This is a genomic window from Marinococcus sp. LNHM3E3-2.2 (assembly GCF_056034385.1).
The window spans coordinates 461,742-485,751 of record NZ_JBQLIC010000001.1 but is presented as its reverse complement, the minus strand read 5'-3'; the positions used below and the strand labels follow the sequence as shown (position 1 = coordinate 485,751).

At 49.5% G+C, this 24,010-nt stretch carries 41 protein-coding genes; 7 read left to right on the top strand and 34 right to left on the bottom strand.

Annotated elements, in window-relative coordinates; translation table 11 throughout:
* The 4 genes from tkt to ACTRXF_RS02540 all read right to left on the bottom strand — a co-directional run.
* Nucleotides 1–1,658 (bottom strand): transketolase (gene tkt / locus ACTRXF_RS02555; RefSeq protein WP_474277695.1); only part of this gene is annotated, 1,658 nt, incomplete at its 3' end.
* 187 nt (nucleotides 1,659–1,845) lie between these two features.
* Complete coding sequence (locus ACTRXF_RS02550) at nucleotides 1,846–2,085, bottom strand: DUF896 domain-containing protein (RefSeq protein WP_474260822.1); 240 nt, start codon at nucleotides 2,083–2,085, stop codon at nucleotides 1,846–1,848.
* Between the two features lie 67 nt (nucleotides 2,086–2,152).
* Nucleotides 2,153–2,812: a YneB family resolvase-like protein gene (locus tag ACTRXF_RS02545; protein ID WP_474260821.1), complete on the bottom strand. Its 660-nt coding sequence runs from the start codon at nucleotides 2,810–2,812 to the stop codon at nucleotides 2,153–2,155.
* Between the two features lie 27 nt (nucleotides 2,813–2,839).
* Complete coding sequence (locus ACTRXF_RS02540) at nucleotides 2,840–3,082, bottom strand: hypothetical protein (protein ID WP_474260820.1); 243 nt, start codon at nucleotides 3,080–3,082, stop codon at nucleotides 2,840–2,842.
* A gap of 158 nt (nucleotides 3,083–3,240) precedes the next feature.
* Here ACTRXF_RS02540 and lexA point away from each other — a divergent pair, with 158 nt between their 5' ends.
* Complete coding sequence (gene lexA, locus ACTRXF_RS02535; protein WP_022792125.1) at nucleotides 3,241–3,867, top strand: transcriptional repressor LexA; 627 nt, start codon at nucleotides 3,241–3,243, stop codon at nucleotides 3,865–3,867.
* A 50-nt stretch (nucleotides 3,868–3,917) separates the two neighbouring features.
* Here lexA and ACTRXF_RS02530 read toward each other — a convergent pair whose 3' ends face one another.
* From ACTRXF_RS02530 to ACTRXF_RS02450, 17 genes are all read right to left on the bottom strand, one after another.
* A complete protein-coding gene (locus ACTRXF_RS02530; RefSeq protein ID WP_474260818.1) occupies nucleotides 3,918–4,232 on the bottom strand; it encodes a hypothetical protein in 315 nt (104 codons plus the stop codon).
* A gap of 129 nt (nucleotides 4,233–4,361) precedes the next feature.
* A complete protein-coding gene (locus ACTRXF_RS02525) occupies nucleotides 4,362–4,640 on the bottom strand; it encodes a hypothetical protein (protein ID WP_474260817.1) in 279 nt (92 codons plus the stop codon).
* Between the two features lie 41 nt (nucleotides 4,641–4,681).
* Nucleotides 4,682–4,981, bottom strand: coding sequence for a hypothetical protein (locus ACTRXF_RS02520; RefSeq protein ID WP_474260816.1), 300 nt, complete (start codon nucleotides 4,979–4,981; stop codon nucleotides 4,682–4,684).
* A 173-nt stretch (nucleotides 4,982–5,154) separates the two neighbouring features.
* On the bottom strand, nucleotides 5,155–5,481 hold the full coding sequence (locus ACTRXF_RS02515) for a hypothetical protein (protein ID WP_474260815.1): 327 nt from the start codon (nucleotides 5,479–5,481) through the stop codon (nucleotides 5,155–5,157).
* A 21-nt stretch (nucleotides 5,482–5,502) separates the two neighbouring features.
* Nucleotides 5,503–5,796 (bottom strand): hypothetical protein, encoded by a 294-nt coding sequence (locus ACTRXF_RS02510; protein WP_474260814.1) that lies wholly within the window; start codon nucleotides 5,794–5,796, stop codon nucleotides 5,503–5,505.
* Between the two features lie 70 nt (nucleotides 5,797–5,866).
* A complete protein-coding gene (locus ACTRXF_RS02505; protein ID WP_022792118.1) occupies nucleotides 5,867–6,109 on the bottom strand; it encodes a hypothetical protein in 243 nt (80 codons plus the stop codon).
* Nucleotides 6,110–6,256: 147 nt separating this feature from the next.
* Nucleotides 6,257–6,559, bottom strand: a complete 303-nt coding sequence (locus ACTRXF_RS02500) for a hypothetical protein (RefSeq protein ID WP_474260813.1) — start codon at nucleotides 6,557–6,559, stop codon at nucleotides 6,257–6,259.
* A gap of 115 nt (nucleotides 6,560–6,674) precedes the next feature.
* A complete protein-coding gene (locus ACTRXF_RS02495) occupies nucleotides 6,675–6,854 on the bottom strand; it encodes a sigmaY antisigma factor component (protein WP_474260812.1) in 180 nt (59 codons plus the stop codon).
* 43 nt (nucleotides 6,855–6,897) lie between these two features.
* Complete coding sequence (locus ACTRXF_RS02490; RefSeq protein ID WP_474260811.1) at nucleotides 6,898–7,023, bottom strand: hypothetical protein; 126 nt, start codon at nucleotides 7,021–7,023, stop codon at nucleotides 6,898–6,900.
* A 1-nt stretch (nucleotide 7,024) separates the two neighbouring features.
* Nucleotides 7,025–7,288, bottom strand: coding sequence for a hypothetical protein (locus tag ACTRXF_RS02485; protein WP_474260810.1), 264 nt, complete (start codon nucleotides 7,286–7,288; stop codon nucleotides 7,025–7,027).
* 245 nt (nucleotides 7,289–7,533) lie between these two features.
* Nucleotides 7,534–7,755, bottom strand: a complete 222-nt coding sequence (locus ACTRXF_RS02480; RefSeq protein ID WP_462867031.1) for a hypothetical protein — start codon at nucleotides 7,753–7,755, stop codon at nucleotides 7,534–7,536.
* A gap of 251 nt (nucleotides 7,756–8,006) precedes the next feature.
* On the bottom strand, nucleotides 8,007–8,456 hold the full coding sequence (locus ACTRXF_RS02475) for a hypothetical protein (RefSeq protein WP_474260809.1): 450 nt from the start codon (nucleotides 8,454–8,456) through the stop codon (nucleotides 8,007–8,009).
* 15 nt (nucleotides 8,457–8,471) lie between these two features.
* Nucleotides 8,472–8,801, bottom strand: coding sequence for a hypothetical protein (locus ACTRXF_RS02470; protein ID WP_474277693.1), 330 nt, complete (start codon nucleotides 8,799–8,801; stop codon nucleotides 8,472–8,474).
* A gap of 37 nt (nucleotides 8,802–8,838) precedes the next feature.
* Nucleotides 8,839–9,156, bottom strand: coding sequence for a hypothetical protein (locus tag ACTRXF_RS02465; protein WP_474260807.1), 318 nt, complete (start codon nucleotides 9,154–9,156; stop codon nucleotides 8,839–8,841).
* A gap of 61 nt (nucleotides 9,157–9,217) precedes the next feature.
* Nucleotides 9,218–9,496 (bottom strand): hypothetical protein, encoded by a 279-nt coding sequence (locus ACTRXF_RS02460; protein WP_474277691.1) that lies wholly within the window; start codon nucleotides 9,494–9,496, stop codon nucleotides 9,218–9,220.
* Between the two features lie 121 nt (nucleotides 9,497–9,617).
* Complete coding sequence (locus tag ACTRXF_RS02455) at nucleotides 9,618–9,845, bottom strand: hypothetical protein (protein WP_474260805.1); 228 nt, start codon at nucleotides 9,843–9,845, stop codon at nucleotides 9,618–9,620.
* Between the two features lie 148 nt (nucleotides 9,846–9,993).
* Nucleotides 9,994–10,347, bottom strand: coding sequence for a SpoIIAA family protein (locus ACTRXF_RS02450; protein WP_474277689.1), 354 nt, complete (start codon nucleotides 10,345–10,347; stop codon nucleotides 9,994–9,996).
* 157 nt (nucleotides 10,348–10,504) lie between these two features.
* Here ACTRXF_RS02450 and ACTRXF_RS02445 point away from each other — a divergent pair, with 157 nt between their 5' ends.
* A complete protein-coding gene (locus ACTRXF_RS02445) occupies nucleotides 10,505–10,939 on the top strand; it encodes a universal stress protein (protein ID WP_474260803.1) in 435 nt (144 codons plus the stop codon).
* A 73-nt stretch (nucleotides 10,940–11,012) separates the two neighbouring features.
* Here the strand turns inward: ACTRXF_RS02445 and ACTRXF_RS02440 are convergent, their stop codons facing one another.
* Nucleotides 11,013–11,753, bottom strand: a complete 741-nt coding sequence (locus ACTRXF_RS02440; RefSeq protein WP_474260802.1) for a Crp/Fnr family transcriptional regulator — start codon at nucleotides 11,751–11,753, stop codon at nucleotides 11,013–11,015.
* Between the two features lie 182 nt (nucleotides 11,754–11,935).
* Between ACTRXF_RS02440 and ACTRXF_RS02435 the strand changes: the two genes are divergently transcribed.
* Complete coding sequence (locus ACTRXF_RS02435; RefSeq protein WP_474260801.1) at nucleotides 11,936–12,559, top strand: response regulator transcription factor; 624 nt, start codon at nucleotides 11,936–11,938, stop codon at nucleotides 12,557–12,559.
* 2 nt (nucleotides 12,560–12,561) lie between these two features.
* Here ACTRXF_RS02435 and ACTRXF_RS02430 read toward each other — a convergent pair whose 3' ends face one another.
* The 3 genes from ACTRXF_RS02430 to ACTRXF_RS02420 form a co-directional block, all read right to left on the bottom strand.
* A complete protein-coding gene (locus ACTRXF_RS02430; protein ID WP_474260800.1) occupies nucleotides 12,562–13,446 on the bottom strand; it encodes a universal stress protein in 885 nt (294 codons plus the stop codon).
* A gap of 46 nt (nucleotides 13,447–13,492) precedes the next feature.
* Complete coding sequence (locus ACTRXF_RS02425; RefSeq protein WP_474260799.1) at nucleotides 13,493–13,819, bottom strand: hypothetical protein; 327 nt, start codon at nucleotides 13,817–13,819, stop codon at nucleotides 13,493–13,495.
* 64 nt (nucleotides 13,820–13,883) lie between these two features.
* A complete protein-coding gene (locus tag ACTRXF_RS02420) occupies nucleotides 13,884–14,339 on the bottom strand; it encodes a hypothetical protein (protein ID WP_474260798.1) in 456 nt (151 codons plus the stop codon).
* Nucleotides 14,340–14,524: 185 nt separating this feature from the next.
* On the opposite strand from ACTRXF_RS02420, the gene ACTRXF_RS02415 reads away from it, so the two are divergent.
* Both ACTRXF_RS02415 and ACTRXF_RS02410 read left to right on the top strand, forming a co-directional pair.
* The gene (locus ACTRXF_RS02415; RefSeq protein WP_474277686.1) at nucleotides 14,525–15,418 is read left to right on the top strand and encodes a universal stress protein; all 894 of its coding nucleotides are present in this window, start codon (nucleotides 14,525–14,527) and stop codon (nucleotides 15,416–15,418) included.
* A gap of 278 nt (nucleotides 15,419–15,696) precedes the next feature.
* The gene (locus ACTRXF_RS02410) at nucleotides 15,697–16,698 is read left to right on the top strand and encodes a thermonuclease family protein (RefSeq protein WP_474260796.1); all 1,002 of its coding nucleotides are present in this window, start codon (nucleotides 15,697–15,699) and stop codon (nucleotides 16,696–16,698) included.
* Nucleotides 16,699–16,771: 73 nt separating this feature from the next.
* Here ACTRXF_RS02410 and ACTRXF_RS02405 read toward each other — a convergent pair whose 3' ends face one another.
* From ACTRXF_RS02405 to ACTRXF_RS02395, 3 genes are all read right to left on the bottom strand, one after another.
* Entirely contained in the window at nucleotides 16,772–17,416 is a 645-nt protein-coding gene (locus tag ACTRXF_RS02405; protein ID WP_474277684.1) for a C40 family peptidase, read from the bottom strand.
* A gap of 148 nt (nucleotides 17,417–17,564) precedes the next feature.
* A complete protein-coding gene (locus tag ACTRXF_RS02400; protein WP_079476428.1) occupies nucleotides 17,565–17,771 on the bottom strand; it encodes a hypothetical protein in 207 nt (68 codons plus the stop codon).
* Between the two features lie 92 nt (nucleotides 17,772–17,863).
* A complete protein-coding gene (locus ACTRXF_RS02395) occupies nucleotides 17,864–18,070 on the bottom strand; it encodes a hypothetical protein (RefSeq protein WP_474277682.1) in 207 nt (68 codons plus the stop codon).
* 302 nt (nucleotides 18,071–18,372) lie between these two features.
* On the opposite strand from ACTRXF_RS02395, the gene ACTRXF_RS02390 reads away from it, so the two are divergent.
* Nucleotides 18,373–18,684 (top strand): hypothetical protein, encoded by a 312-nt coding sequence (locus ACTRXF_RS02390; RefSeq protein WP_474277680.1) that lies wholly within the window; start codon nucleotides 18,373–18,375, stop codon nucleotides 18,682–18,684.
* A 37-nt stretch (nucleotides 18,685–18,721) separates the two neighbouring features.
* Nucleotides 18,722–19,633 (top strand): hypothetical protein, encoded by a 912-nt coding sequence (locus ACTRXF_RS02385; protein ID WP_474277678.1) that lies wholly within the window; start codon nucleotides 18,722–18,724, stop codon nucleotides 19,631–19,633.
* Between the two features lie 373 nt (nucleotides 19,634–20,006).
* Here ACTRXF_RS02385 and ACTRXF_RS02380 read toward each other — a convergent pair whose 3' ends face one another.
* The 6 genes from ACTRXF_RS02380 to ACTRXF_RS02355 form a co-directional block, all read right to left on the bottom strand.
* The gene (locus ACTRXF_RS02380; protein ID WP_474277676.1) at nucleotides 20,007–20,423 is read right to left on the bottom strand and encodes a hypothetical protein; all 417 of its coding nucleotides are present in this window, start codon (nucleotides 20,421–20,423) and stop codon (nucleotides 20,007–20,009) included.
* A 192-nt stretch (nucleotides 20,424–20,615) separates the two neighbouring features.
* Complete coding sequence (locus ACTRXF_RS02375; protein ID WP_474260790.1) at nucleotides 20,616–20,789, bottom strand: hypothetical protein; 174 nt, start codon at nucleotides 20,787–20,789, stop codon at nucleotides 20,616–20,618.
* 942 nt (nucleotides 20,790–21,731) lie between these two features.
* Nucleotides 21,732–22,604: a DnaA ATPase domain-containing protein gene (locus tag ACTRXF_RS02370; RefSeq protein ID WP_474260788.1), complete on the bottom strand. Its 873-nt coding sequence runs from the start codon at nucleotides 22,602–22,604 to the stop codon at nucleotides 21,732–21,734.
* Nucleotides 22,492–23,298 carry a DnaD domain-containing protein gene (locus ACTRXF_RS02365; RefSeq protein ID WP_474260787.1) on the bottom strand — a complete coding sequence of 269 codons (807 nt, stop codon included), beginning with the start codon at nucleotides 23,296–23,298 and terminating at the stop codon, nucleotides 22,492–22,494. The genes ACTRXF_RS02370 and ACTRXF_RS02365 overlap by 113 nt, the downstream gene beginning before the upstream one ends.
* A 226-nt stretch (nucleotides 23,299–23,524) precedes the next feature.
* Entirely contained in the window at nucleotides 23,525–23,764 is a 240-nt protein-coding gene (locus ACTRXF_RS02360; protein ID WP_474260786.1) for a hypothetical protein, read from the bottom strand.
* Nucleotides 23,765–23,819: 55 nt separating this feature from the next.
* Entirely contained in the window at nucleotides 23,820–23,954 is a 135-nt protein-coding gene (locus ACTRXF_RS02355) for a hypothetical protein (RefSeq protein ID WP_474260785.1), read from the bottom strand.
* Nucleotides 23,955–24,010 lie beyond the last annotated feature (56 nt).

Sequence of the window (24,010 nt, the reverse complement as noted above, 5' to 3'; positions counted from 1 at the left end):
ACGAGAAGGAGATCCGGCTTTTCGGCCTGTTCGCCGATCACGTAGGCTCCTTTGCGGACGCCTTCCACCGCTTTTTCCTTCGTGTCTTCGAGCGTCGGTACGCCCTGGCGGGTCATGACGAGCGCCGTTGGCGTCGATTCGCTTTCCATCGCCACGCGCCACGCAGCGACCGTTTCGTTGCCGTCCGCCGGGCGGATCACGTTCAGGTTCGGAATCGCCCGGAGCGCCGCCAGCTGTTCCACCGGCTCATGCGTCGGGCCGTCTTCGCCGACCGCGATGCTGTCGTGCGTGAATACCTGCGTCAGCGGCAGCCCCATCAACGCGCTCAGGCGCAGCGCCGGACGAAGGTAATCGGAAAAGACCAGGAAGGTCGAACCGAACGGCTTCAGACCGCCGTGCAGCTGAATGCCATTCACCGCTGCCGCCATGGCGAATTCGCGGACACCGAACCAGATGTTGCGGCCGGTGTAGTCGTTGCGGCTGAAATCTTGCTCCGCTTTGATCAGTGTCTTGTTGGAGCCGGCCAGGTCGGCCGATCCGCCGAACAGAGACGGCACGGCGGCCGCTACTTCCTGCAGCACATCGCCGGAGGCGGCACGGGTCGCTACTTTTTCATCCGTAAAGACCGGCAGATTGGCATCCCAGCCTTCCGGCAGCTCGCCGGCAATCGCCTGTTCGAGTTCGCCGGCGAGTTCCGGGTTCGCCTGCTTGTAGGCATCAAACCGCTCGTTCCATTCCTGTTCGGCCTTCGCACCGGCCTGCTTGACTTCGTCAAACAGCTCGGTCACCTCCGGCGGGATATGAAACGCGTCGTAGTCCCACTGGTAGGCTTCTTTCACCAGGTTGTACTCCTCGTCGCCGATCGGCGCGCCGTGGGCCGCATTCGTGCCGCCTTTGTTCGGTGCTCCGTAGCCGATGACAGTTTTCACTTCGATCATCGACGGTTTCGGGGACTGCTTCGCTTCTTCGATCGCTGCTTCCAACGCATCGACGTCGTTGCCGTCTTCGATAAAGACCGTGTGCCAGCCGTAGGCTTCATAGCGCTGCAGCACGTTTTCGGAGAACGACTGGTGAAGCGCGCCGTCGAGCGACACGTCGTTGGAGTCGTACAGCACGACCAAGTTGCCGAGCTTCAGGTGGCCGGCGAGGGACGCCGATTCCGAAGCAACGCCTTCCATCAGGTCGCCGTCGCCGCAGAGCACGTACGTGAAATGATCCACCACGGCGTGGTCGTCGGTGTTGTACTTGGCTGCCAGATGGCGCTCCGCCATCGCCATCCCGGTGCCCATGGCCAGTCCCTGGCCGAGCGGGCCGGTGGTTGCCTCCACGCCGGCGGTATGCCCGTATTCCGGGTGGCCCGGCGTCTGGCTTCCCCACTGGCGGAAGTTTTTCAGTTCCTCGAGCGAGAGGTCGTAGCCGCTCAGGTGCAGCATGCTGTATAGAAGCATCGACCCGTGTCCGGCGGACAGCACGAAGCGGTCGCGGTTAAACCAGTCCGGATTGGCCGGGTTGTGGTTCATGGATTTGGTCCAGAGCGCGTACGCCATCGGCGCCGCTCCCATCGGAAGCCCCGGGTGACCCGACTGGGCTTTTTCAATACTTTCGATGGACAGCGTCCGAATCGTGTTAATTGCTAACTGTTCTGTGCTAATTGCCATGCATATGTCCCTCCACTGTATGTATTTTTGGGTGGAAACCCGCACTTATGAGTTGACCCCGCGGGAATTTCCGTGTTCTAGTACGCTTTTATGATAAAGGTTTTAAAACGATTACACAAGCGTGTTAATAGAGAAAGAAGAAAATCAAAAGGCCTGCTCTTTGTTAAGACCAGGCCTCTCTTTTATCTTAATGCCGGAAGCTGCGGTTCCGTCGTTTGACACGCTCGAGCTTACTTGGAGTTACATCCGTGCCCTCTTCATCCACCACTTTTACGTTTTCGAGCTGGTTTTTAAACGAGGAACGGAATTTACTTAAATATTCCTGACGCAGCGCCTGCTGTTCTTCTTGTTCTTCTGCAGTCAGCCCCGACGATTTTTGACGTTTGGCTAACTCATTAATCCGGTCAATTTTTTCTTTCGAAAGCATAAGTTGCCTCCCTTAAAATGGCGTTCCTTTTTTATTATATTAAAAACAGCGCCGTACCGCAAACAAATCACTGCGGTTCTATCTCCGCGCGCTGCTGTTCATATTCTTTATAACGTCGGTGCACCGTCGCTTTAGAAATATCATAGCCAAGGCCCCGGAGCGTCAGAGCGATATCTTTAAACGTCAGCTCCCGCTGTTTCAGCTTAACAATTTCTTCAATGGGCACCTCTATTTTCTTCCGGCCGCCGCTGCGGTTTAATCCGAAGTTTTCTTCCGGGTGGTACCCGTTTTCCACCGCCCGCTGCATCCCCCGCTTAATTTTAAAATTATGCAGCCGGCGCTGATGCTCTTCCACAATGGACAAAATTTCCATAATCATATGATCGGTATCCGCAATTTCGAGCTCCCCGTCATCCTTTACTGTATAGATGGACGTGCCCCTTTTCTGCAGCTCATGGAGCACGGCGATTTTAGCATTTCCGCGTCCAAGCCGCGTATCATCGGTAATCAGCAGTGTATCCGCCCCGGTGTCATCGAGGAGCTCAAACACACGGAGAAGCCCGTCCCGTTCCACGGAATAGCTGCTCTCCTGTTCTGTCACGGTCTGCTGCACCGCCCAACCGTTCGCTGCAGCAAGAGCCTCCAGCTCCTCCTGCTGCCTGGCAAGCGAGGACTGCTGTTCTTCTTTTTCCGTACTTACCCGGGCGTAAATGATGCATGCTTTCATTTGTCTGCGTTCCTTTCCGTTCGTGTTTTACTGTTCGGCAGCGTCAAACGAAACCGTTCGTTCCCACGGCTGTTCCTGATAGCCCGGCCTGTCCTTCAAAACCGGATGCTCCTGTTCATAGACGATTTCTGCCGGCCGGTCTGCTTCCGTGCCGCCCAGCGTGTCCGGAGTGATCGAAGCGTCCGCTGAATATACCAAAAATAAAAGCGCGAATGCAAATAAAGCAAGCATCGTCCAGTCCGTTGAAGTGAAGGTTTTGAGTTTATTCATATGCATGTTCCCCCTGAATGAGAATGTATGTTCTTATATTCATTCAGTATACCAGAATACCTGTTCCCGTCAACAGAAATATTAGAACGGGTGTTTGCGTTTTTGTTCCCCTCATGCTATACTTTACTCAGAAAAATTCCTCAAAAGGAGGTGCGGAGATGAAGCTATCCAAGCGCCAGCAGCAAATTCTTGATTATATAAAAGAAGAAGTAAAAGAAAAAGGCTATCCGCCTTCGGTCCGGGAGATCGGAGAAGCCGTGGGGCTCGCCTCGAGTTCAACGGTGCACGGGCACCTCGCCCGTCTTGAAAACAAAAATTTAATCCGCCGCGACCCGACTAAGCCGCGGGCAATTGAAGTGCTTGAGCTTGAAGACCAGGGCAGCGAGCCGATTCACGAAAGCAAAGCTGTGTACGTGCCGGTGATCGGTAAAGTCACGGCCGGGGAGCCTATCACTGCGGTGGAAAATGTAGAAGAATACATCCCTCTTCCGGAGCGCATGGTGACCGACGAAGAACAGGTATACATGCTTACCATTCAGGGGGACAGCATGATAGAGGCCGGCATTTTTGACGGGGATCTTGTTGTCGTTCAAAAACAGCAGACCGCTGATAACGGCGATATTATTGTCGCTATGACCGATGAAATGGAAGCAACGGTTAAACGGTTTTATAAAGAAGAAAACTTTATCCGCCTGCAGCCTGAAAATGCCACCATGGACCCGATCATTTTAGAAAACTGTACGATACTCGGCAGAGTCACCGGCGTTTTCCGCACCATCTTTTAATCACATAAACGGGGCCGCCTGCTTCATTAAAGCAGGCGGCCCCGTTTCTATTATGCCCGGCACGCAAGCGTCCGGTACGACGTAACAATTTTATTTCCTTCAACATCTCTATCCGTAATCACTATCACTGTGGCTGACGTAATATTTTCCTGTTCGATAAATTCAAGCCCCCGGTGCCAGAGCCATTCATACACCGTTGTCATGTCTACGTTCAGTTCATTTGTCCCCAGCGCTTCTGCCGTAATCTGCATCGACAGCAGCAGCTGGTCGCGCTCAAAGATGTGAAGCACCGGTCCATTAAAATGTTCAGACTCTCCCGGGCTGCCTTCATACGGTCCGTGGTAAAAGTCAAGCAGGCGTGCCATCACGATTCCCCCTTTAACGACTTCGGCGCCGATACGTGCCTGAAGTTCGTTTTTCTATTGGTGAATTGTGATTCCTTTTCCCTGCACCTTTGCTGCTAAACCCGAATTTCTTCCCCGTCTCCTGAAAGGTTACTGGTCGAGCCACTCTTTAATCTGCTGCTTATCGTTATCATCAAGGTTGCCTTCTTCAATCCAGTAATTCATCAGCTTCATCATGCCCTGCTTGGAGAGCCCCACCCGGCTGCTGTCGGATGGATGGCTGCTGATGTCCGTTTTTCCGTATTGGTAAATGGATACGTACGGCGCCTCCGCGTGGTTTAAATTGTGAAGATCTTTCTTTTCAAAATGCAGCATTTGTATGCCCCTTTCTATTTTCCGGAATGTTTTTTGTCCCTGCGTCTGCCACAAAAAAGAGCCTCCCGGGAAGGAAAGCTCCGCTTAGCGTTTGTTTACATGGATTTAGAATACGGTTTGTGACAGATCGAATGATCGATGGTTTCATCGGGTTCACCGCTGTACACACAATCGCAGGTATCTAATACGTAAGTATGCTCTTTGGCGTGAATGACCTGACTTCCCTGATGAAATAACAGTTTTTCATCGGCCGGCTGAAAATCACTCATCGAATGAAGCACCACTTCATAGCCATCGGCGTATTCAATCACCTTGTAATGAATTTCATGACCGTCACTGCTATAGGTCACCTGCGGCTGCGTTCTGCATTTGAATTCCACTAAAGCCACTGTCATCCACCCCCTCCACTTATTTATACCACAGTTTTTTCGGTTCGAGAAGACACCCGGCCGTTTTTTTCCGAAAGAATTTCCTTCCCAAATGAGTGAAAACCGTTTCTCTCTCTGCCTGCCGGAAAAGAAGCCTTTAGCCATTTTCTTCTATATAAATAAAAACAAAAAGCACCCTCTCAGCTCGAGGGCGCTTCGAAATCTCTCAATAAATTGTCGTACGTTTTGTTTATTTCTCCGTCCGTCACGTCCTGCACGGTAATAACAAGACGCTTCCTTTCCGCCGGCGCTTCCTGTTTCAGATAATCCAGGCCGATGCTCCACAGCCAGTCTGGTACGTTTTCTTCCTTTAAACTCGCTTCGGCTGCCATCGCTGAGGTGGTCACCTGGACGAGCAGCACGAGTTCTTCGTCCTTATACACTTCGACTGATTCCCCGGCAAAATGAAGCGGGCGTATGCGGTAGCCTTTCAGCCCTTCCTGGGAAAAATCCGCTTCCTGTGTCATCATCATCCTCCTTTTATTCGATTACGACTGTTCCTGAAGGGCACTGCTTCCTTCAAGCTCTATGCTTTTCTGATCCGACCGGGTGATGTAGGCCTGTCCGCCAAACTGAAACCCTTCCCGGGTGTAAAAATATAAATCCAGCGCAGGAGAAGCACTGTCGAATGCCTGGTGGAAAAATTCCTCGTTGTCGCAGTCTGTAATGGAAACGGTCCAACGTTCAAGCGGTCCACCGCCTGCCTGAAGGTGACCTTCATTTACCTGAATAACTTCATTTGTGGAGACTGTTTTAACAGCTTCTAGTGCTAGTGTCGGCATCGCGTCCTCCTGAATTTCATTCTTTTAAAAGGGCGGCTTGTATAAAACCGCCCGCGGGATGCGTTAATTTCTATTCGTCTACCTGCCGTTTGTATTCTTCATAAAGCTCGCGGCCTTCTTTTGTGATTTTAATACCGCTGTAAACCGCCTGGTCTTTTTCTCCGGAGGCATCGTCATACGTAACATATCCATGCTCCGCAAGCTCCTGAAAACGATCCTGCTCGATCTCATCCACCGGCGACCATTCGGCGCCGATTTCCCCCCGCTCGACTCTTCCGGCCAGCTGGGCCATTGCTTCTTTTCTCGGACTCATGACTTTCTCTCCTTTCCAATCTTTGAGCATCTTTTCACAGCTATAATCCCCGAATTCGCACGTATTAAACGTTCCCCCGATTTCCGGTTTTCGTGCATATAAAAAAACAGGCGCCAGCTTCCGCTGTCACCCGTTGTCATACCTGCTTTATATCTGCACCAGTTCATCAAGACCATCGAGGTGGCAATGCTTCTTCCCGCCGCCTTCAATGTTTTTAAATTGAACGATCCCCTGATACTCTGCTTCTTCAGTTTTGAACCGTATACTGATGCTGTTTCGATTGATAAACTCTTCGGAAAACTCCTGTTCTGCATTATAAATGGCCATCGTCCAGGCGCTTTCCCCGATCCGGTCCGGATCGGACGTTTCGAGATACAAGTATGCAGACTCAAATCGCAGCTCCGATTCGTCGAGTACAATTTCGTTAATTTCCTGGGTTTCCTGTTTCATTTTTGTCGCCCCTTCACTCTAATAGGTGCTGCATGTGCCGGCAGAAGTCCCGGCTTCTTTTTATGCTATTACACCTCGACGCCGGTTTGAAACCTCGGAAGAGCAGCAGCCGGGCTTACTTCTTCCATTTATGAATGACGTAAAAAGCCACTGCCGGGGTCGGAAACTGTGTTAATCCCCACAGACCCCACTTCCATTTGGCTTTGCCCTGCTTTTCGGCTTCCCGGTAAAGCCACCAGGCCTGAAGCAAAAGCAGCGGAGCCAGCAGCCAGGCGGTATTTCTTTTTTTGTTCATCATCATCTTCCTCTCTGACAAAGACTGGGAGGTGCTTTATTCATTATACTACGCCAATGCCTTTAATACTCCCCCACCCAATAAAAAACCGGACTTCCTGGAAAAAGTCCGGTCCCCTTGTAAGTAATAAAAAATATCCCCCGGTCCGGTCCCGGCCTGAACGAATCATGTTACATATTGTCCTTCTCTTTCCACTGTTCGTTTAACACCGGCAGGTCGCTTACGACAGATATGATTCGTTCATTTTCCCGAAAATCCCGTATGCCTTTCAGCAATTCCTCTTCAGTGTTAAAAATATGCTTTTCTTTAGCCGGAAATTTTTCCCTAATGTCTTCTTTAGTCCCTACGAACACTTCATTTCCTTCTTCATCGATCACATAAGAAAATTGAGAGATAGCGCATGCTCCTTTCAACTTCTGTTCCGCCCAAAGCATAACACTCCTCCGCCCTATTGCATAGGAAACAAACATTACCACCGCGGTATACAAGCGACACCCTTTTGAAATTACATTAACTCTGCCCCGGTACACATGTATATAAAAAGAAACAAAACGGATATCGGAACAATTACATCACTACAAATAATTATTCCACACAACATATTGTAGTGTATATTTTAAAATACATAAAACGTTCGAAAACACTGAGCACCCTTCATTTATTATCAGCAGACGGATGGTTAATATAAAATATATGTGTTTCCGTGAAGCGTCATTGTTTCCTGGTCAAATGGCATATAAATCCTGTCGTACTTCGGGGAAAACGAGCTGTCATCAAGCGCGTGGATGTCAAAGACAAATCCGTCATCGGTTTCCCAGGTCAAACAGTGCAAAAGACTCCCCTCATCGCTTAACAGTACCTGCACATAACGGACATGACGGTTGACATACACGGTAGCCATCGTTTATCCCCCTCTCCTTTATAATACTTCAATTTCAAGTAATAAAGTACTATTATTTTTCTAAAATTACAGAATTTATTTTCTGGTTCTTTTAACCTGATCCAGCATTTTTTTACCGCTGTATATATTCCGTTGTCTTATGTGTTGATACAAAGCGATATATTTTACTACACTCGATTGTTTTAAACTACGCCTATCGAAATAAAGTCACAAAAAAAGCCCGGAACATATCCGGGCTACAACTGTTGTTTTTATTCTTCGATATAAGGAAGCAGAGCCTGCTTAAATAACATTGATGCCTGTTCGTCATTAAAAACAGTGCCTGTTTCCGTTTCCCATCTGCAGGTGTTCAAGTCCTTCAGATAAGCACTGCGGGGACGGACGTCGCTGACGTTGTAGGCAGAGTCGTTGATACGGATTTTAAAGCTCATTTCCAGAAAGCCTTTGCGGGTGAACACCTCGCCGGTCTCAATAATAAGCTCAGAAACGCCGTAAAAATATTTTACATGCTTGTTGCTTTTTACTTTTTCCACTTTTAAATCCGACCGGCCGTTAATGGTTCCCATTAATTCATCAAACATGCCTGTAAGCTCCTCGGAGCAGGCGCGTATGCTTTCCATCTGTTTTTCTTCCTCCACGGTGGACGCCTGTTTTTTATTCTGGCGGGCCGTGCTTGATAATTGATGAATCCAATCGTCCATGTAAGACTCCTCCCTTTAGCGCAGAAATTTCATTTTGCTGTTCACGTCATCGTCAAGCGGCGCGTAGGCCCCTTCGATGTAGTGCCACTTAATCAAGAATTTTGAGCGGACAAACTTTTTCTCGCGCTGCGTCTGCAGCAGCTTTTCCCCGTCTTCATCTTCATCGAGCTCGGCTTCAATTTCGTGTTCGATCCATATGCCCATTTCATCGATGGAATCGATTTTGACGATAATAAACTTTTCCATCGTTTTAGGCGCAAGAATCAATTGCAGAACCTTATCTTCTTTAGCTATATCTGCGAGGGCGATTCTAACATTTTTTCCTATTGAATTTCGAAATGACATATTTACCTCCTGGGGGGAAATTTTTTTAAGCTGCTGGTCAGTAGCCGGAAGCATCGAATTCTTTTAGAAGATTTTCATAGGGAGTAATCAACTTGCCGTTATCCAGATCTTTTTCTGTAATTACCATCCGCTGGCGGTCGCCGGGATCATTTTTCTCCAAATAATCGACCCCGGTGTCCCACAGCCAGTGCAGCAGGTTCGCTTTATCCGGCCGGTGCGGCGACTCCACTGCCCTATCAGTCATCTGAATAAGCAGGGCAAGCCCGTCAAAATCCATTATTTCTATGGAATGCGAAGCGTTCAGTGCGTTCGGGAAAAACGGACGGTATTCAGGATGGTTATAATACGTGTCCATAAAAATTCCTCCTTTAAAGCTGGCATGTTCATGGAAAAAGCACCCCGGGCGGGATGCTTTATTAGTACTTGCTAATTTTCCCCTGGCCTTTAATAACAATATTTCCTTCTGCTTCTTCATCGCCTGTTTTTGAGGCTTTGCCTTTTCCTTCATACTCCACCAGGCTGTTATCCTTAATCCGGAACTCGTTGCCCTGATCCGAAAACAAATCCATGCCTCCGGTAAAATTAATCAATTCCGCCTGCCATGTATTGTCGTCTTCGATCGTCAATATGCCGCTTTCTATCGGGATTTCTCCCCGTTTATCGCATGTTATAAATAGGAATTCCAGTTTTTCCATTCCTATTGTCCTCCTCCATATGCTGTGCGACAGCAAAGCTTTCATCTGCCATTCTTTCTATTCCTGTCTTTCCCTGTTGTCGCCGGATTAAAAACCGCGATCGCCTATTTTTGTGATGAAACTACAGTTTTTTTGCCCAGACGATTGTGTCATGGACAGCCTTGGCCTCATGACGCAGTTCGTTGCTTTTTTTCATTCTGTCGATTCTCACAAGTACTGTCGCAGCATGGAGCTTTCCTTCGAACCGCTCCGACAGCTCGTCTGCCACCTTTAGTTCGTGGGATTTTCCCCTGTCCTTCAAATATTCGATAATTAAATTATCCAGCTGTTTTTTCTGCTTTTTATTCACGTTGGTGCCTCCTTTGACGTGCGTATTATAGCCGTTAGTCACTTTTACCCGCTTTTACTGCCGGGGTAATCCTTTTTCTGCGACGGCTGAAATTCGATCAATAATTTTAGTTAACATAATTATATTATATGAATAAAAGCGGTACTGGTCAGCGTGCCAGCCATTTCCGTGCCTGTTTCTTTTCTGTGTGCCCGAAATGCTTTGTTTCCACTCCAGGCAGAAGCTTACCAAAGGATTCCACTGCTTTGATGCCTTTTTCATCACTGACAAACGCCATTTTTTGAAATTCCTTTATGCGCTTCAGCCACTTCAGGTCCTCCATAACCGCCTGCGGCGTCATTCCTTTCCAGTCCGTCGCCACTACAAGCAGATTGATCGGAGTGTCGTCCTGCTTCACGGCGTCAAACGATTTCCCGAACGTTTCATAATCGTCCTCTGTTATCTTTCCGCTGATTTCCATCTCGATCATATGGCCTGTTTCTGCCGAAATAACGGTCAGCACGTTAACGCACCTCCAGCGAGCTTTTATTTGTTTTAATTCCCGGCAGCACCGTCTCTTAATCGGTCCCAGGACAATTTTTGCGTTCGTTAAAAGGAAAATATGCTTACCAGCTAGAAGTACGCAGTGAAAACACAATAATTTCTTTAGGAGGCATATCATGCATACAATGGACGTTATTTTAGTTGCTGTGGACGGCTCTGAAGAGGCAGATTACGCATTTGAAACAGCTCTTCCGCTTGCCAAATCACAGGGGTCGCAGCTTGTAATCACCCACGTCATCAACCGTAACTCCTACCGCCCGATGAGTAACTATGACTCCTCACTCATCGGTGAAGTGGAGGACGAAGCGCGCCAGCTCCTCGACAAGTACAAAAAGCAGGCGGAGGAGTTTGGTATCACGAATGTGGTGGCTGATATCGAATACGGATCGCCAAAAACAGCTATTCCGCGCGATCTTGTGCCAAAATACAACGTTGATTTGATTATCACGGGCGCTACCGGGTTAAATGCCGTCGAGAAAATTTTCCTTGGCAGCGTTTCCGAGCATATTACAAAAAATGCCGACTGCAGTGTAATGGTCGTACGGTTATAATCCCGGAAAACGCCAAAAACCCGGCGCCTGAAAAAGGCACCGGGGGACCATGGTTTTATGACGTTAGGCGTGGCTAAAGACGGCATATTTCGCTGGAGCAAAGGTTGTCAAGCGGGCAGTTGCACAGCCTGCGCAGATAGAGCATGTTATGAATAACAATGAGGCCGTTCTCATAGGAAATGACGCCGGCCTTTTTCCACTCGTTCAGGCAGCGGTTCACGCCCTCCCGGGATAAGCCGATGTATTCTCCGAGCTCAGTGTTGGTCAGCTTCAGCTGCAGGATGGTGCCGCTCTCCACCTCCCTGCCGTGCGTTGTGCTGAGGCGGATCAGGGTTGAGGCCAGGGCGCCGTTTTTTCCGTACAGCAGCAGATCCCGGAATTTTGACTGCTCCTTTAACGTGTTGCTGCCCATCCACTGCATCATCTTGAGGGAGAAGGCGCCGGATTCTTTAATCAATGCCTCCATTTCTGTTTTTTTAATCACACCTATCGTACTGGCGGCTGACACCTTCGCCGAAAAATCATGGCGCACCGCATTCAGATTGCCATATTCACCGGCCAGGTCCCCGCTTCCAAGCAGCGTAATTGTTAATTCTTTTCCGTCACTTGTGCTTTTTTGAATTTTCACGGTTCCTTCGTAGAGAAAATAGAAATAATCAGAAGGGTCTCCTTCTAAATACAGGTACGTTCCGGCCCGTTTGTGCGCCAGCTGCGTGCGCTCCTGAAAACGGTCAAACTCTTCAGGAGAAAGCATACTTGCAAAAGATCCGCTCGGCTTCTCGTTCACGGGGAGACTTTGAAGGGGCCTGCTCATTATTTCCATCTCCTTCGATAGTATTACCATGATACTATCAAAGGAGTTTTCTAAAAAATATAAGGGAAAACCCTTAATTATTTTCTCCTGTTTTTTTTACACTTGATGGTTAATGCTATAGGCATGTATTCCCGAAAGGCTCTGTGCATGAACGTCTAACCCCAGCGTAAGAAGGTGAGCGCATGATTTCGATCGTTTTAGTAAGCAGACGTCCGATCTACCAGAAAGCGTTAAAAATACTGCTCGAAGAAGCTCCTGACTGTACCGTCATTAAGGAAACAGCCGGATGGCCGTCTGCAGAGGCTTTACCAACCGGAGGCCGCAAGCCCGTCTATGTCATTGATGCGGGCACGCTTTCACCGGAAGCAGCTATCTTCGAACGCCCTCTGCTTCCGTCCGTTTTTCTAGTCTCCGGGGAGGAAACGCCTGCTTTCCTGCAGCAGGTGTACGAACGCGCCTCCACCGGGTGCCTGCTGCATACCGATCCCCTGGACGATTTATACGGGGCCATCCGGGCGGCCGCCCGGCATAACCGCTACGCCTCTGCTTCCTTCCAGGCCCTGGTGCAGGCCCATAACACGCCTCCTGCCTTCGGCAATCCGAGGAGGCTCTCCCCGAGGGAATGGGAGGTGCTCTATTATATAACGCTTGGCTACGCCAATAAAGAAATTGCCGAGACGCTCGTGATCAGCGTGAAAACCGTCGAGGCCCACCGCACTAATTTAATGGAAAAGCTCGCGATGAAAACCCGGAGGGAGCTGGTGGAGTACGCCTATCAAACCGGGCTGATTCACTCCAGAAAATAATTCTACTGCTCTCTATGCTCGAGCGGCTGCCGCACAATCAGCACATCACAGATCGCCCGGTGGGCAATGCCCTCCGCCACACTTCCAAGCAGCAGCCGCTCCGTCCTGTTTCTGCCGGACGCCCCGCTCACAATCAGATCAATTTCATGCTGCACGGCGTATTCCTGAGGAATAATCAGCTTTGCCGAGCCGTACAGCAGAGACGTCGTTACGTTTGCGACGCCGAGACGCTCCGCCTGGGTTTTGTAATCCTCCAGCATTTTCCGGTCATCGTCCTCCATGAACTTCTGCACATCAGTATTTAGTACGGTAGAATACAGAAGGTTGGAGTTGTACACGTGCACGATAAACAATTCCGCCTCCGTCTGCAGCGCGAGCTGGACGCCCTTTTCAAATGCCAGGGCCGCTTCCTCGGAGCCGTCCACGGCTATCAGAATTTTTTTATGTCCGCCCTCGCTTTCCTTCCGGACGATAAGCACATCCTCCCTGGCCCGGCGGAGAACACCGCTCGATACGCTCCCCATCACTAATTTTTCCACCGTGCCCATGCCGGAAGCTCCGGTAACGATCAGGTCGGCCCCGAAATCAGGGGCGAGCTCCGCTGGAACTGTCGACTTGGGGGCCCCGGAGCGCAGCACCGTCTCCACCTTCGCCACTCCCGCATGTTCGGCTTCGGATGCGTACTGCTGCAGCATTGCTTCGTTCTTTTTTTTCGTCTCGTCCCATGCTGACGGCACGTAATACTGAAACGCACTGAAATCCCGTTCATTAACCACATGTGCGAAAACGAGCGTGGCCTCAAACCTGCCGGCAAGCAGCATAGCCGTCCGGGCAGCCCGTTTCGCTTCCTCGGATGGATCCACAGCAGCAAGAATTGTTTTATACATATCGCATCTCCTTTGTATGTTTATTTTCTGCCCGTTTTTTCACCCTTCAGGACAACGGCAGATCCGCTTCCGAAAAATAATACGTCACCATGCCGCCCTGGAACGTGCGCTCCACCGTTTCACACGGAGGCACCCGTTCAATTCCGATAATTTTAAACGTCCGGCTTCCCACCGTGACAGCGTCCGCAAGCTCCAGTTCGATATTTAAAAGGTCTATCCCCCGGGCACATTTTCGAACATTTTCCCTCGTGCCGATGTAGAGCACTTCCTCCCGCCGGTCCGGTTCGTCAAAAATATACACAAACCGTATATACTCCTCCTCCCTCACTTCTGCCGTGCTTTCTCCCGCATATCCGTAGTAGTGCTTCTGCATATTCAAGCAGTCCTCCTTTATTACTTGTACGCTTCGCAAACGCTCTCATTTTTGCCGTCAGTACCTACATAACCCGGAAGGTCCACGTGCCGGTCCGCCTCTGTTTTACGGCCGCATCCCCGGCCGGAAGGGCTGCTTTTGTTGTTAAGTAATAGTATTTCCGGAATACATGCAGCGTCCATTCCTCCAGGGTAAACGCCGTCTCCCCGTCCGCCGGGAGCCTGCTGATAAACGACAGCCCGTAAAAGTACCGCTTCATTTGTGCCGAAGCCTGCAGCGACGGCGTGTCGATCGCTATAAAGGCAGCGTGGTTCAGCGTCCCCGGAAGCGCATGCTCTGTCATTAACGAGTATTCCTGCCATTCATACGTATGAAAATAGTACACATAAAACGGAAGCAGGCAGGCGATTTCCTGGTTTCGCTCCGCTCTTCCGTTTAATTCCGGCAGGGTTTGCGGAATGGCCCCGCCGCATTCATTCAGCATTTCCTTCCAGACAATCTGCTTTAATCCATCCATCATACCGAAACTCCTTTGTGCTTTATTTTCAACGCCCCTTCAGGCTGGAATAGTTTTCACTTATAGCTGCTTACGAGGCCAGTATAAATTGAAAAGTCTCCGTTGGATGTGAGGTTCCTCACACGCAGGAAGAAAAAAATGAGCTAAACTATAGACACACCACCAAAAGCCAGAAGGGACTGATTGCAATGGCACTGCACTACGAACGCATCCTCGTCGCTCTCGACGGTTCGGACGAAGCAGAATACGCACTTCAAAAAGGGATTGAAACCGCCCTCACCTATGGAAGCGCGCTCGCGTTCTGCTATATTATCGATTACCACAATATCCGCGAGCTCCGCCGGGAGTCCCCGGATCTGTTAAGCGCGTCAGAACGTATTGGCACCGACATTCTGGACCGTGCTAAAAAAAGCGCGGAGGATCAGGGCGTGAAAAACGTTCTGACATTTATGAAGGAAGGGCCTCCCAAAGCGTTAATTCCCGGCGAAATAGCTCATGAGTTCGGAGCCGACCTGATTCTTTCCGGGGGTTCGGGAGCCGGTACGTTTGAAAAAAGGGTTTTTGGAAGCGTTGCCGCAAGCATCGTGCGCCACGCCTCGTGCGACGTCTGGATTGTCAAAAACGAAGAGCCGCCAAAGCCGTACAGCTCTATTCTGATCGCTGTCGACGGCTCCGAGGTCTCAACCAGCGCTTTGTATGCCGGGCTCGACATTGCTAAACGGGAAAAAAGCCGCGTGCAGGTTGTGTACGTGCTGAATACGCCGTTTATTTCGTCAGCCGAATACCATACCGAGGATATTGTTCAGATGTACAGGGAACGCGGAAAAGAACTGCTTGAGGAATACCGGAATTTAAGTGCCGCAGAAGACATTTCGGCGATTGATTTTTCCGTCGAATACGGAGCGCCGAAGGTAGTGATTCCAACCGAGGCAGCCAAAAAATTCGAAGCGGACCTGATCGTTGCCGGCTCCTCCGGGATGGGGCGCGCTGAGCGCCTGTTTCTCGGAAGCGTCTCGGAGAGCCTTGTGCGGCGGGTCACCTGCGACGTGCTGATTGTGCGAAACGACTACCTGCCGAAATAATATCGGTGACGAACCCTGCGCTGCACAGGCGCAGGGTTCTTTTTGTTCTCTTCCAGCCTCAAAGGAAAAAGCCCCTTCCCTATATAAAACGTGTATTTTTTATTGTAGTTATATTCTGTTGCCTACAGGCAACGAAAAGCACTGCTGGATTAGTTATTTTCTTTTCACATGCTTTCTTGTACACTGTTAATAACTCTAATAACCGCTACTTTTTACGCAGATTACGTCCATCTATTTCCTATCTATATGCTAACCAATTATGCAGCGGGGTGATTCTATTGAAAAAACCAGTCAGGCTTTTGTCCTTTACCCTGGCGCTGACGCTCTTTCTTACTGCATGCAGCGAAGAGCCCGGCCAGGAGAGCGGCGGTAACGAATCGGAAGAACAGACGAGCGAACAAGCAGCAGAAGAGGAAGGTGCTGCAGACGCCGGAGAGCAGGCAGAAGAAAATGACGAGAGTGCGGAGGACGGGGCCGCTTCCGGCAGTGAAAACGACGAAACAGCGGAAGAAGAACAGCCGGAGGACGCTTCGAATGAAGAGGACGCCAGCGACACCGAAGAAGCATCTAACGGTAATTCCTCTGATAACAGTGAAAGCAACGATGAGGAAGCAGCATCAGACACCGAGTCCGACTCTGCTGAAGAAGATACCAACGCGACAGTAACCAACGTTGTCGACGGCGACACCATCGATGTGGATTACGAAGGAGGCGAGGAGCGCATTCGTCTCATTCTCGTCGACACACCGGAGACGAAGCATCCACAGATGGGCGTGCAGCCATTCGGCCCGGAAGCTACAGAATTTACGACAAGCGAGCTGGACGGTGAAGACGTGCGGCTTGAGCTCGGCGTCGAAGAACGGGACTACTACGGCCGGCTGCTTGCCTACGTATTCGTCGATGGTGAAAACTTCAACCAGCAGCTGATTGAGGAAGGCCTTGCCCGGGTAGCCGTCTATCCGCCAAACACCGAATATCTTGACGAATTTGAAGCCGCGGAGGAGGAAGCCCGGTCGGCCGGCATCGGCATCTGGTCGCTCGAGGATTATGTGACCGACGACGGGTACGAGGAACAGGACGAGGAATCACAGGAGTCCTCCGGGGATTCCGGCTCTGCGGAAGAGTCCGGGTCCTCCGACAGCGAAAGCTCCTCTGAAGACGTGTATTATGAAAACTGCGACGCTGCCCGTGAAGCCGGAGCTGCCCCTGTGCGCGAAGGCGACCCGGGCTACGGCGGCCACCTGGACCGTGACGGGGACGGCGTCGGCTGTGAAACGTAAATAAAGTAAAAATAGAAAGCAGGTCCCGGCAGCATATGCCGGGCCTGCTTTCTATTTGTGGAAACGGCCTCCCTTAACTCTGAGGCAGTACCTCCACATAGTTTTCATGCGTCGTAATATACGTGCCGGACAGGAGCTCAAACAGATCCGAGCGTTCCTCCATCGGCACGCGGCGCTCAATCGTAAACGCCTCTCCTTCGGTAACTTTACCCGCAACGGCTTCGCTGTCCCAGGACGGTTCGCTGCGGTAATTCACCTGGCTGGCAATCACCCGGAGCAGGTCTCCCTTTCCGCCGACGTTGGTGAGCGGCCCCGCTGTACTGTCGACGACACGGCGGGCCCCGACGTAGCGCGACTGCCAGTAGTCCCGCGTGGAATCGGCGAATGCCACTCCGGTGGAGCCCTGCGCGCCCAGAAACGTCTGTCCATCCACATAGAAGCCGACATGGGTCACGTCGTTATGGTTCAGATCCTCCGAGCGGGTATCCTTCCAGAACAGCAGATCTCCCGTTCGCAGATCTTCGTCTGAAATCGGCGTGCCTGTTTCCGACTGGCTGGCTGCGGTCCTCGGAATAATCTCGCCGGTGACGTACTCAATCACGTAGCGGACAAAGCCGCTGCAGTCAAAGGTGTCCGTGCCGTCGCCGCCGAATTCATATGGCGTGCCGAGATGATCCTCCCCGTACGTAATCAGCTGATGCCCCAATGTTTGTGCCAATGCTCATCATCCTTTCCTGAAGCGAGTAGGTGCCGGCTTTTTGCCGTCCTACACAGTAAAGGAGTCCGGATGCTCTTTTTTACAACCATCCGCCGAAATTTTTTTAATCGATTGAAAAAAGCATCCGCCCGCAGGCAGATGCTCGCACTTAAATGAAATTGACGCTGACGCTTGTTACTTTTTTGCATTCCACTTCGGTGTTGAACCATTCGCTGAATGCTTCGGACATTTTCAGGTCCTGCTTTTTTCCTTTTTTCAGCTTTTCAATAATTTCATCCACGCTCGGGGTCTCGTTGGACTTCGGCACAATCAGCCGGTCCCCGTCTTCGATGAAAAAGATAATAGATGTGTACATAACGATCCCTCCCAAATTTTTAACGCCGCCATCCATTTTACATTTAATCAGGAAAAACGACCACCAATTAAGAAAAAATGGCGCCGCCGCAATCAGATTTGTCCGGCCCGGTGACGCATCCAGCTGCAGGCGAACACCTCCCCTGCCTCCCACAGATCGCTTTCATGATGCCACCCCGAGCGGACCGGCGTAAATTTAACATAGTACCACTCCGGTCCCTGATGGTGATTCTGAAGCATCATTACACCCCACTGCTTCCTCGTCTCGCTGAACAAGCGCATACCTGGTTCGTAATTCACAGTAACCGCCCCTTTGCCTTCTTCATTTTAGCTGTACGTTCAAAAGGCACTCCGCAGGCGTATTTGACAACCCCCTCCTCTATTTTCCTGTGGTACAATAGGCTTAACAAATGACGGGAGGCGGAATGCAATGGCTTCCATAATTGCCGCTTTAATTGTTATATACCTCGGCTGGACAGCTTACGCGAAAAAGAAACAGGCAAAGCAGGACTGACCCCGTTGGAGGGGAAACGGGGTTTTCTGCGGGCCGGCACTAAAACGGCATAGATGTGCCTGCTCATTCTTTCGAGGGGGGATGCTTAGTGGGCGTTTTTCTGATTAGTGTCGATTTAATCAACAACACCAAAACCAGCAACTACGACAATCTGCTTGATTTAATTACGCACTTGGCCTCAAACGACAACGCAAGACAGGTTACCCGGAACGTCATCGTGTTTGAAAGCTCCCGGGAGACAGCAGAAATCAGACAGGTGGCGGATGCCTTTTTAAGGGGCTTAAAAATCAGCGGCGAAATCTCTAAATACCATTTTATTTTAAGCAAAGTCAGCGAGCTTGAATTCAAATCGAAAGAAGAACATTTCTTAAAAATTATTAAACAGACGAACCGCCTATAGTGACATTGGGATAAGCAGTTTATCCAGGGGGAGTTTCATGCAGAAAAAAAGAAAATGGCGGCGCCTGCCCGGGCTCCGGACAGGCACGAGGTGGAAGCTTGTCACAGCCTCACTGGTTTACGCTCTTCTTCTTGTCGGCGTCATCGCCGCTGTATTAGGGGGAGAACCGGCAAGCAACACGGAAGAGAACCTCCGTGAAGAAGAAACAGAAGCGGCGGATGAAGAAGCAGCGTTAAAAAGCTGCAGCGATTTTGAAGATGACCAACACTTATATGACTACTGGACGGAGCACGAGTTCAGCTCTGAAAATGATCCCGGCGGTCTTGATGCTAATAACGACGGCGTACCCTGCGCAGTACTGTCCGAAGACATGAACGATGAATTCACGGCTTATGAAAAAGAACAGACCGGCGGGGCTCCTGAAGCAGAAGTGCCTTCGTACACAGTGCACGCAGGTGAAAACGCCACGTACGATCATGGCGTTTACCTGAATTATTATGTAATCCCGGACGCAGATCCTGTGTCGATTGATGAAACGGACATTGATACCATCAGTGACGAAGTGATCATGGATATAAAAGACCAGGAAGAATTTCACCTGCTGACAATCAATTTTGTGGATGCCGAAAAAGCGATGGATTACGGCAGCTACATTTACGGAAAAACGGATTACTTCCCTAACGGGGAAATCGCGGCGGCAGAAAATTACGAACCTGGCGATTACAGCGACCACGAGATCAACACGTTTTATGGCTCCATGAACAATGAAGGGCTGCCGAAGCAGCGGGAGGAATACCCGACCAAAAAACAGCTGGACATGTACTTTTATTGGGCGGGGCCTGCATACGACGAAAGCACGGGTACCAGCCCGGTAGAAACTACCGCCGACAAATTTGACGTTTCCGAAAAAGAGGTGGAGCGGGCCGTTCAAAAAGCGAGCAACCGTTAACAGCAGGAAGTCCGCTCTTTTAATATTTTTGACATTATTTCTATCCAAGGACTCATTAATGAATACAGTTCATCCGATAAAGTACTTGTGGGATGAACGTTTCATCCCGCTCCTGAGACCAGCCCCGTGTTCCCCGCGGGGCTTTTTTATCAACAGAAAAGCCTCAATCTGCAAAAAAAGGACTATTGCCTCGTGATTTTAAAATGTAAGCGCTTTAAAATTAAAATTGTACCACTTCTCTAACATCTCCCTGGATGAAAGATACGACTGGAATTTGCAAAGGTATATTCCCTCAGTTTGCCCTGTGTACGCACAGGGTCTTTTTCGTTTTTATGCAGGAAAGCTTACTAAGCAGAAAACCGGCTTCAGTGACTTACTCCAGTAAATAGCTTTGAAAGGTATAGGCGATGATTTTTTCCAGATCATTCTGTTCCAGCTCTTTTCCGTCAGCTGCATCAATTCTCCACGTGCCTTCGTTTCCATTCGATAAATACAGCGTGTCAAACGGCTTTTCCCCGCCTGCAATTTCCTTGTTATGCCTGTTTGTCTGAAAAACAGCTTTTGCATTAAATTCCTCGCTCTGTGCCCTGTCAAATTCCACGCGAAGATTGGTCGGCTCCTGGGTGGCATTGGTTTTGTCCCTGCTGCCGTATTCATAAACTACAGACGCTCCGCTCTCCGCCTTTGTTTTATTCACAGGCACGTCGTGATCGTTTTCCAGCGTATCACTTGAACGATCCAGTCCCATTTCGAGTTCCTCTATCTTTGCAGTTATTTCTTCCTCTTTCATATAAATCCCTCCCACTACTAGTAGTGGTCACTATTGCCTTTAACCGGCCGGAAGAAACCTTTTGTTTTTTTAATTTTCTAATACGTACTCATTGTCACCGGCCGGGGTCAGATTAAAAAATATGCATCTTTTCTTTGGACACATAAAAAAGCGCTCCTGGCAGAGCGCCAAAGCGTCGAAAATATTAGCAGCTTATACCTTGATAAATCCTGGTAAAAGAACCTCTTCGTCGATAACTGGTATCACAGCCAATGACGTTTCTTCTTTGGTGAGCAGGACTGAATTGCCATTATAACTCGTGACCTTATACTCCTTTCCACTGTTCCTATCGCGGTACGTGTCTCCTACCTGTATCGTCTTTGTCATTTCAATCCCCCTAAAATAGTAGTGTCACTACATACCTTTCGCCAATTCCGGAGGATTTCCTTCTATTTCCTTACATTAATTCATAAAAAAGGACGATCGCAGGAGTGCCGAAGAATTTTGTAGTGGCAGCGCACGTTCTATTCCCAAACATATGAATGCAAAAGTCCTAACAAATTTCTTAAGGTTTTTTGCCCTACAAACAAAAGAAGCTGCGCAAAAGCATGAAAATCCAAATAGCTTTGTACGGCGGCTTCGATGGATTTGCCCCAAATTACGGAAGTTCCATTGGTTTTAGGGGACATCGCGGAGGATAGCGATATTGAGATTGAAAACGAACCGCATCAGGATGTTGAACTCGAATCGTCGGATTAAATGAATGTGGATGGCCAGAGGTGCTCGGGGGTTAATGCAGTATGCGCCAGTTAATTTGAGCGAATACATGCTGCAGTTTTTTCTACCCTGAAATTTTCTTCACCCGCCACCGATAAATAAGTTTGATTATTAACGTTAGGATTAAAGGAATCGCAAAGAACGACAGCGCTCTCCCATCGATAGAATCCGAAATATAATACAGGCTGAACATAATTAAAAATATTACGAGAAAAATATATATCGTGTTTGTGATAATCCTGTTAATGCGTATCATCCTGTGGGCCTTTTCCTCAGGATCCTGCCGAAAGTGTGGGGCTATAAATAACCCGATGGTAATGCCCCCGATTGTCTGGCCGGTAACAAACGTTTTATCCAGCTCTCCATTGAATATGTAGCTCATAATAATACTAATTTGGGTGCTTCATTACTTCGCTGCAAGTTTTGCTTTTCAAAGTTCCGTTCCGCTTCTTTAAAGCGCTCCATGTTCCTCCGCACCCTTTCCCGCCTCAGCTGCTCCTCCGCTTCATTTAGCTTTCTTCCCTGCATTACTATCCCACACGCTGGCACCATTTAATACACCCCTCTCAGTCGGTAGTTTAAGTCATTCTTCGGTCCGGTGATCGTCACCAGGAAGGATTTGCACATCTGCACGATCCGGGATGCAAGCGCGTCGTCCACATCCACGAGCTCTTCCATGATCAGCTCCGTGGAAACGAGAATCGGCAGGTGATTCAGATACCGGTGATTAATCACGGCGTACATCTGCTCGATCTGCCAGGCAGTGGCCCGGGGAATTCGCTGATACCCGTCCTTCGTCCACTGCTTCACCGGCTTGAACAAATCATCGATAAACAGCACATCCGCTTTTTTCATACGCTCCATTTTCCGCTCCAAAAGATTAAAGTCGTCCCTCAGATCGTTGAACCCTTCAACGTACGGAAAATACTGGACGGATACACCCTGCTGCTGTTCGTCCCCGTCCTCGATCTTTTTACGCTGCATGAGATTATTGCTGAGCGCCGTCAGAATATGCGTTTTTCCGCAGCCCGGAGCCCCCATAATCAGCATGCTGTTCTCCCGCTGCTTCCGGAGATCCTGATAATTGCTGTAATAGGCGAGCGCAGCTTCCTTCATACTCGCTACCTGCGGATCCACGTTGTCGGTCTGAAACTGCCCGAAGGTAACGTTCCGAAAGCTTTCAGTAATTTCACTGAACTGGAGCAGCCGCTGTGTCCGGCGCTCGCGAATACATGGGCATATGACCCATTTTTCCACTCCATCCACCTTTTCCAGCCACTCGGTCTGGTCCTTGCATACCGGGCACTGGTAATCATCCTCCCGGTCGGTGCCATCCGCGGCCGAGAGCGGATTGCTTTTCACTTCCGCTGCTTTCTTTTCGAGACTGTCGAGTACCTCCTGCATGCCTCTGGCTGTTCCGTCCATGTCGGCGTGCCTCCTTCTGCTGTTTTTTCGTTTCTTCGTATTCCTCTACATCATCAAGCGTGCGGCAGCTGAACCGCTGCCAATCATTCAGGATCCGCTCGGCGTATTTCAGGCTGCGGCCGCCCTGAAGAATGGTAGTCTCCGATGCCCGAAGAACGATCTCCGGGGACATAGCCTCGCACCAGTCACCCAGCCGCTCCCGGTGATAGGCCGTCATCGTCCCGCCAAAACTCTCTTCGTAAAACCGGACAACAGTGCCGACGGCGCGGGGACTACTGTTTAATTCATCTGTCGAATTCAACTGCAAATCATCTGTTATGGAATCCGACACTTTGTCCAAATCCGGTTTAGTGACAGATTGTTCGGATGCAATAGAGCACTTTGTCATAATAGAATTCAACATTTTGTCGTAATCCAGTGCGTAGTGAAGCGTCGGCGCCCCGTTCGCTTTTTTCAGCCTGGTGGTGACCAGCTCTTTGTTGATCAGCTTATCGATCGACCCTTTGATTTTGCGCCGGGTTAATCCAGTCTCCGCCTCCCATTCTCCGTAGCTTTTATAAAAGAAGCCGTCGGTGCGCTTTGTTTTGTCGGCGTAGAACACGAGCTGATTTAAAACCAGCGCCGTATTCAAATCCCCGTCCAAATATTCGATAAAGATACGCGGCACCGTGATAATATGATCCTGTCCGCTCATTTTTTTATGATGGCCCGCAGTTCCTGATGCTTGCTCACGCTTTTCACCTCTTTGTGAATGTTAGAGAAAACAACGAGTTTATTTTTCATCTTCCCCATGTTGTATATTGTATGGATTGTTCGTTTCGGGGGATAAAAAAATATTATGTAAGAGGAATTTTTTCTATACCTGCCTCACGTGGAAGCCCTGGTTCAACCCGGCCTTCATTTAAGCATGAAAAAACCCGCTACTCGGTATCGTAGCGGGCAGCCCCTTCCTTCTTCCACATCGCGTCGATGATGGGTAATTCACTCAGGCGGGTGATAATATATTCTTTTTGGCGGTACGTTTGAATGCTGTAAAATAATTCCTCTTCGGTTTTAAATGAATAAATTTCTTCCCCGTAATACGCATTGACGATTTCCTTGTACGCTCCAATGAGAATTTCATTGGTTTTTCCACGCTTAGTGTAAGCAAAGTTACTCATTTTATCACCTTCTGCCTACACATTATCATAGTATTCTACCTTTTTATCATTACATTTATTTTACAAAGTTTGGCTGCTCCAGCTGCTGCAGCTCCTCCACACGCTCGGTGTATTCATCGTGCGGAACCTCGCCTTTATCGTACTCCTCCTCCAGCGCCAGTTTCTCCGTAATTAAATGGGCTTTATTCATTTTTATCATTCCTTATTTTTTAATTATGGTTCTTTACCTTTTTATAAAGGGGAAGC

Bases quoted from the DNA above. Each gene is read 5' to 3' on its own strand.
- ACTRXF_RS02550 (WP_474260822.1), bottom strand. From the start codon at position 2,085: ATGCTTTCGAAAGAAAAAATTGACCGGATTAATGAGTTAGCCAAACGT.
- ACTRXF_RS02545 (WP_474260821.1), bottom strand. From the start codon at position 2,812: ATGAAAGCATGCATCATTTACGCCCGGGTAAGTACGGAAAAAGAAGAA.
- ACTRXF_RS02540 (WP_474260820.1), bottom strand. From the start codon at position 3,082: ATGAATAAACTCAAAACCTTCACTTCAACGGACTGGACGATGCTTGCT.
- lexA (WP_022792125.1), top strand. From the start codon at position 3,241: ATGAAGCTATCCAAGCGCCAGCAGCAAATTCTTGATTATATAAAAGAA.
- ACTRXF_RS02530 (WP_474260818.1), bottom strand. From the start codon at position 4,232: ATGGCACGCCTGCTTGACTTTTACCACGGACCGTATGAAGGCAGCCCG.
- ACTRXF_RS02520 (WP_474260816.1), bottom strand. From the start codon at position 4,981: ATGACAGTGGCTTTAGTGGAATTCAAATGCAGAACGCAGCCGCAGGTG.
- ACTRXF_RS02515 (WP_474260815.1), bottom strand. From the start codon at position 5,481: ATGACACAGGAAGCGGATTTTTCCCAGGAAGGGCTGAAAGGCTACCGC.
- ACTRXF_RS02510 (WP_474260814.1), bottom strand. From the start codon at position 5,796: ATGCCGACACTAGCACTAGAAGCTGTTAAAACAGTCTCCACAAATGAA.
- ACTRXF_RS02505 (WP_022792118.1), bottom strand. From the start codon at position 6,109: ATGAGTCCGAGAAAAGAAGCAATGGCCCAGCTGGCCGGAAGAGTCGAG.
- ACTRXF_RS02500 (WP_474260813.1), bottom strand. From the start codon at position 6,559: ATGAAACAGGAAACCCAGGAAATTAACGAAATTGTACTCGACGAATCG.
- ACTRXF_RS02495 (WP_474260812.1), bottom strand. From the start codon at position 6,854: ATGAACAAAAAAAGAAATACCGCCTGGCTGCTGGCTCCGCTGCTTTTG.
- ACTRXF_RS02490 (WP_474260811.1), bottom strand. From the start codon at position 7,023: ATGATTCGTTCAGGCCGGGACCGGACCGGGGGATATTTTTTATTACTT.
- ACTRXF_RS02485 (WP_474260810.1), bottom strand. From the start codon at position 7,288: ATGCTTTGGGCGGAACAGAAGTTGAAAGGAGCATGCGCTATCTCTCAA.
- ACTRXF_RS02480 (WP_462867031.1), bottom strand. From the start codon at position 7,755: ATGGCTACCGTGTATGTCAACCGTCATGTCCGTTATGTGCAGGTACTG.
- ACTRXF_RS02475 (WP_474260809.1), bottom strand. From the start codon at position 8,456: ATGGACGATTGGATTCATCAATTATCAAGCACGGCCCGCCAGAATAAA.
- ACTRXF_RS02470 (WP_474277693.1), bottom strand. From the start codon at position 8,801: ATGTCATTTCGAAATTCAATAGGAAAAAATGTTAGAATCGCCCTCGCA.
- ACTRXF_RS02465 (WP_474260807.1), bottom strand. From the start codon at position 9,156: ATGGACACGTATTATAACCATCCTGAATACCGTCCGTTTTTCCCGAAC.
- ACTRXF_RS02460 (WP_474277691.1), bottom strand. From the start codon at position 9,496: ATGGAAAAACTGGAATTCCTATTTATAACATGCGATAAACGGGGAGAA.
- ACTRXF_RS02445 (WP_474260803.1), top strand. From the start codon at position 10,505: ATGCATACAATGGACGTTATTTTAGTTGCTGTGGACGGCTCTGAAGAG.
- ACTRXF_RS02440 (WP_474260802.1), bottom strand. From the start codon at position 11,753: ATGAGCAGGCCCCTTCAAAGTCTCCCCGTGAACGAGAAGCCGAGCGGA.
- ACTRXF_RS02435 (WP_474260801.1), top strand. From the start codon at position 11,936: ATGATTTCGATCGTTTTAGTAAGCAGACGTCCGATCTACCAGAAAGCG.
- ACTRXF_RS02430 (WP_474260800.1), bottom strand. From the start codon at position 13,446: ATGTATAAAACAATTCTTGCTGCTGTGGATCCATCCGAGGAAGCGAAA.
- ACTRXF_RS02425 (WP_474260799.1), bottom strand. From the start codon at position 13,819: ATGCAGAAGCACTACTACGGATATGCGGGAGAAAGCACGGCAGAAGTG.
- ACTRXF_RS02420 (WP_474260798.1), bottom strand. From the start codon at position 14,339: ATGATGGATGGATTAAAGCAGATTGTCTGGAAGGAAATGCTGAATGAA.
- ACTRXF_RS02415 (WP_474277686.1), top strand. From the start codon at position 14,525: ATGGCACTGCACTACGAACGCATCCTCGTCGCTCTCGACGGTTCGGAC.
- ACTRXF_RS02400 (WP_079476428.1), bottom strand. From the start codon at position 17,771: ATGTACACATCTATTATCTTTTTCATCGAAGACGGGGACCGGCTGATT.
- ACTRXF_RS02385 (WP_474277678.1), top strand. From the start codon at position 18,722: ATGCAGAAAAAAAGAAAATGGCGGCGCCTGCCCGGGCTCCGGACAGGC.
- ACTRXF_RS02380 (WP_474277676.1), bottom strand. From the start codon at position 20,423: ATGAAAGAGGAAGAAATAACTGCAAAGATAGAGGAACTCGAAATGGGA.
- ACTRXF_RS02375 (WP_474260790.1), bottom strand. From the start codon at position 20,789: ATGACAAAGACGATACAGGTAGGAGACACGTACCGCGATAGGAACAGT.
- ACTRXF_RS02370 (WP_474260788.1), bottom strand. From the start codon at position 22,604: ATGGACGGAACAGCCAGAGGCATGCAGGAGGTACTCGACAGTCTCGAA.
- ACTRXF_RS02365 (WP_474260787.1), bottom strand. From the start codon at position 23,298: ATGAGCGGACAGGATCATATTATCACGGTGCCGCGTATCTTTATCGAA.
- ACTRXF_RS02360 (WP_474260786.1), bottom strand. From the start codon at position 23,764: ATGAGTAACTTTGCTTACACTAAGCGTGGAAAAACCAATGAAATTCTC.
- ACTRXF_RS02355 (WP_474260785.1), bottom strand. From the start codon at position 23,954: ATGAATAAAGCCCATTTAATTACGGAGAAACTGGCGCTGGAGGAGGAG.